Raw genomic sequence first — 892 nt, forward strand, 5'->3', positions numbered from 1 at the left:
TTTCATGGTAGTAACTCAAAAACAAAAAGGAGCCAAACAGCTWCCTTCGTATTCTATCTTCGTTTGACGATAACCACTACCGAAACTCTTTCAAGCGCCATAGTGGTTGGCCAAATTATTCCGCGTCGTTGCCCGCTGCGCGTGCTGCCGCTTCTTTGATCAATGGTTGAAGTTCGCCTTTTTGGAACATCTCAATAACGATATCACAACCGCCAATCAACTCACCTTCAACCCATAGTTGTGGGAAAGTTGGCCACTCCGCGTATTTTGGCAATTCTGCGCGAATATCKKGGTTTTGTAGAATGTCTACATAAGCAAATTTTTCGCCACACGCCATCAATGCCTGAGCTGCTTGAGAAGAAAAACCAGCAGCTTGGTAGCTTKGAGAACCTTTCATGTAGAGAAGGATTGGGTTTCTGCGATTTGTTGTTTGATTTTGTCGATAGTTTCCATTGCTTCCTCGTTCACGGAATGACTGCAATTTTCGCACATTCTACCTTATTAGTGCAGAATAAAAAGCACATAAAATTAGGGCTATTACCCGCACTAGATCGCATAGAATGACAAGAATTCATATCAAAAGCGGATTTTTCCTTTTAATAAAGTAAAAACTTGCTAAACTATAGCGCAAGTCAGTCATATTGACAGTCGATTCGTTGGTGAGTCATCAAACGGGTTGATTTAATTATAAATTCACTGGAAGCAACCGAAGGTAATCCCTTCATATAAATGGAGAATCGAGCAATGGCATTTGAACTACCAGCTCTTTCCTTACGCAAAAGACGCGCTTGAGCCACACATCTCTGCAAGAAACTCTTTGAGTTCCCACCACGGCAAACACCACAACACTTACGTTGTGAAACTAAACGGCCTAATTCCTGGTACWGAATTC

General features: G+C 42.1%; 2 pseudogenes. One reads left to right on the top strand and one right to left on the bottom strand.

Annotated features, from left to right (window positions below):
• Positions 1 to 115: 115 nt before the first annotated feature.
• Positions 116 to 453: pseudogene (grxD, locus tag CIK04_RS28980) on the bottom strand (Grx4 family monothiol glutaredoxin).
• 291 nt (positions 454 to 744) lie between these two features.
• Here grxD and CIK04_RS28985 point away from each other — a divergent pair.
• Positions 745 to 892 (top strand): annotated as a pseudogene (locus CIK04_RS28985) (superoxide dismutase [Fe]); the annotation flags it as partial.

Source organism: Vibrio sp. 03_296, from assembly GCF_002265885.1.